The organism is Streptomyces sp. NPDC056948 (genome assembly GCF_042674225.1).
GTDB lineage: Bacteria > Actinomycetota > Actinomycetes > Streptomycetales > Streptomycetaceae > Streptomyces > Streptomyces purpurascens.
Map to the genome: position 1 here is coordinate 1 of NZ_JBHUQX010000686.1, position 2,950 is coordinate 2,950.

2 protein-coding genes and 1 pseudogene are annotated in these 2,950 nt (G+C 74.3%); all 3 read right to left on the reverse strand.

Features of this window, described 5'->3' with window-relative positions; all coding sequences use genetic code 11:
• The coding region (locus tag ACFTZL_RS43490; protein ID WP_382595748.1) for an ATP-binding protein at positions 1 to 1,744 on the reverse strand (1,744 nt) is incomplete at its 3' end.
• A 32-nt stretch (positions 1,745 to 1,776) separates the two neighbouring features.
• The gene (locus tag ACFTZL_RS43495; protein WP_382595751.1) at positions 1,777 to 2,646 is read right to left on the reverse strand and encodes a DUF4255 domain-containing protein; all 870 of its coding nucleotides are present in this window, start codon (positions 2,644 to 2,646) and stop codon (positions 1,777 to 1,779) included.
• A gap of 73 nt (positions 2,647 to 2,719) precedes the next feature.
• Positions 2,720 to 2,950 (reverse strand): annotated as a pseudogene (locus tag ACFTZL_RS43500) (hypothetical protein); the annotation flags it as partial.

Sequence of the window (2,950 nt, forward strand, 5' to 3'; positions counted from 1 at the left end):
CGTCGAAGAGGAGGAGCGCGCCGCCGCGTTCGGCGGCGTCGAAGACGCGGCGGAGGTTCTTCTCGGTCTCGCCGATGTACTTGCTGACGACCTGCGAGAGGTCGATGACGAACAGGTCGAGGCCGAGTTCCTTCGCCATCACCTCGGCGGCCAGGGTCTTCCCGGTGCCGGAGCCGCCCGCGAAGAGCGCGGTGACGCCGAGGCCCCGGCGCAGGGTCGCCGCGAAGCCCCATTCCTGGTGGACCAAGGCGCGCTGGCGCACATGCGCGACGATCTCCCGCAGCACGCCGGTCTGCCGCTCGTGCAGCACGAGGTCGTTCCAGCCGGCCTGCGGTTCGATACGGCGGCCGAGTTCGTCCATGCCGACCCGGGCCTCGTCCATACCGGCCCGCCAGGCCAGGCCGGCGGCGTCGAGCTCGTCCTCGTAGGGCAGTTCACGGCGGACGGTGGCCGCGGCGGACCGTACGACGTGCGGCGGCAGCTCGAACTGGGCGATCAGGGACCGCAGTTCGGTCTGTTCCAGGTCGGCCACGTCACTGAACGCGTCAGTCCACAGGGCAAGTTGCTCCTCATCGTCCAGGCGCGGCACGCTCACCCGGGTACCGTGCGGGCGGTCCGTGCGGCGCGGGTCGGCGCTCGACACGACCACCGGTACGGCGGCCCCGGCCAGGAACGCCTCCGTGGCCGCCTGCTGATCCCGGTCCGGCTCGCCGAACTCCAGGAGCAGTGCGGCGGGCAGCAGGATCGCCTCGCGCTGCCACAGCCGGGCGAAACGGTCGCGTTCGGCGGGGTCGACGGGGATGTCCTCGGCGCTCAGCGCGTACAGCCCGAGCCCGGCTCGCGCGGCGGCCGCGGCGGCGATGTCGGCACGGCTGCGCAGGTCGCCCCCGACCAGCTCCACGAGCAACGGCGCGTCAGGGCGGGCACCGTCCGTCCAGCCGGCCGCGACCCCGCTGGCGGCGAGGTCGTACGACGGTGGCAGCCGGTCGGGCACCGGCGTGCGGCGTAGCTGGCCGTGCAGCCGGGCGTCCAGGTAGGGCGAGCCGAGCAGGAAGTGCAGGATGCGTTCGTCGAGCCGGAGCCGGGAGGTCGTCAGCCGCGACGCGTCGTCCAGCTCCACGATCCGCCAGCGACGCAGCGGCGACACCGGCGGCAGCGCGCTCCAGTGCGGTTCGTCCAGGGCGGCCAGGGCAAGCGAGAAGGTCGGGTACGCCCGCTCCGGATCACCACTCGCGGCGGCACACCGGGCGCCGGTCGTCGGCTCCAGCTCCTGCGCGGCGGCGAGCAGCACGAGGTCACGCTCGAAGACGGTGAGCCCGAAGCAGGCGACCAGGGCGTCGAGGGGGGCGACACCGGGACCGTCGGGGGCGGTCTCGGGCACGGGGGCCTGCGTGGCGCCGCGCCCTTCCGGCGGCGTACCGACACGGTCGCGGGCGGCGCTGCCGTCGGGGTTCTGCGAGGCACGCTGCGCGGAGGTGCCGTCGGGATCCTGCGAGACACGCCGCGCGGCACTGCCGCCCGGGCCTCCGCCCGCGGCGCGACCCGCGCCCGTACTCTCCTGACTCTCGTGACTATCCTGCGCGGCGCGGCGCGCGGCCGTGTCCCCGAGCGCCTCCCCTGCCGCCCGTCCCGCATGGGCGTCGACGCGGGCCAGGACACGCCGGATCTCGGCCGTCAGCGTCGTGCCGGCGCCCAGCGCGGCGGCAGCCGTCGCACCCGCAGCGGCCGTGCCGTGCGCTCCCATGTCCTCACCTGCCCCCGTCGCTCCCATGGGCCTCAGTTCTCCGTGTCCTCGTCGCCGTCCGTGTTCTCCGCCACCGGCGGGGTCTGCGGGGATTTCGCGGACTTGGCGGCCGTCTTCTTCGCGGTCCTGGCGGGCGGCGCCGGCTTACGGCCCCGGGTCGCCTTCGCGGGCGTCTTCGCCGGTGCCTTGACGACGGCCTTCGCGGGTACGTCGGACGGCTCAGCGGCACCCTGCGAGGGCGGGCCCTCGGGTTCCGGACCCGGCGACGCGGCCGGCGGCACCGGCGCCCCCGGCGCCCCGAACGGCAGCACCCGCACCTCCGGCCGCTCCACCGGCTTCGCCTGCACAGGCGTCTCGCGCCCGTCGATGAGGACCAGGACCGCCTGGTAGACGACCGACAGCGTGTACGGCGTCTGGTGGAGCATCCCCCACAGCTTGGACGTCTCGTCGACGTCCATCGCCGTCGGCGTGAACCGCACCCGCTGCACGGCCTCGGCCAGGTCGCTCCCGTTCAAGTGCGGCCGCTGACCGGCGAGTTCGATGATGTCCCTGGGCAGTACGGGTATCTCGTGCAGGGTGCGCACGACCGAGCCGATCAGGCGCTGCCCGACCAGTTCCGCCTCCTCGCCGTACGCGCTGATCAGGTAGTGCAGGTCGAGCGCGGCGGCCGGACGCCGGACCAGTGTCCCGTCGGACGCCCGGGCCGGCAGGTCGTTGTTGCGCTGCGAGGTGTTGGGCGTGACCTGGTACAGGAACACGGTGATGGTCGGCTCGAGAGGCGGGTCGGCCGGCGGCTTGCGCGGCTCGACCTTCACCGCGATGTCGATGTCCGGCGGAAGGTTGGCCTCGATCAGCAGGGCGAGGGCCTGGGTGACGTGGGCGAGGGCAAGTGCGTTGCTCATGACGTCGGTTCCTCGGTCCCTCTCCTCGTCCTGGTCCTTCTCGTCGTACGGCTGCCGTGCCGTCGCGTCTCACTCACTCGCGCCCCCTGGCCAGATAGTCCGCCAGGCTGACCGCGGCCCGGGGGCGCTCCGTGTCCCGTGGCCGGGGCCTGTCGCCACCGCCCTGCGGCGCCCCGCCCGCGGTGACCTCCAGCCGCCCGATCTGCACCTGCACCACCTGTTCGGTCGGGCGCCCGGGACGGCGGCCCGCCGCCTGCCGGACGGCGTCCCGTGCGGCCGCCGTGTCCGCCGCGCTGGGGAGCAG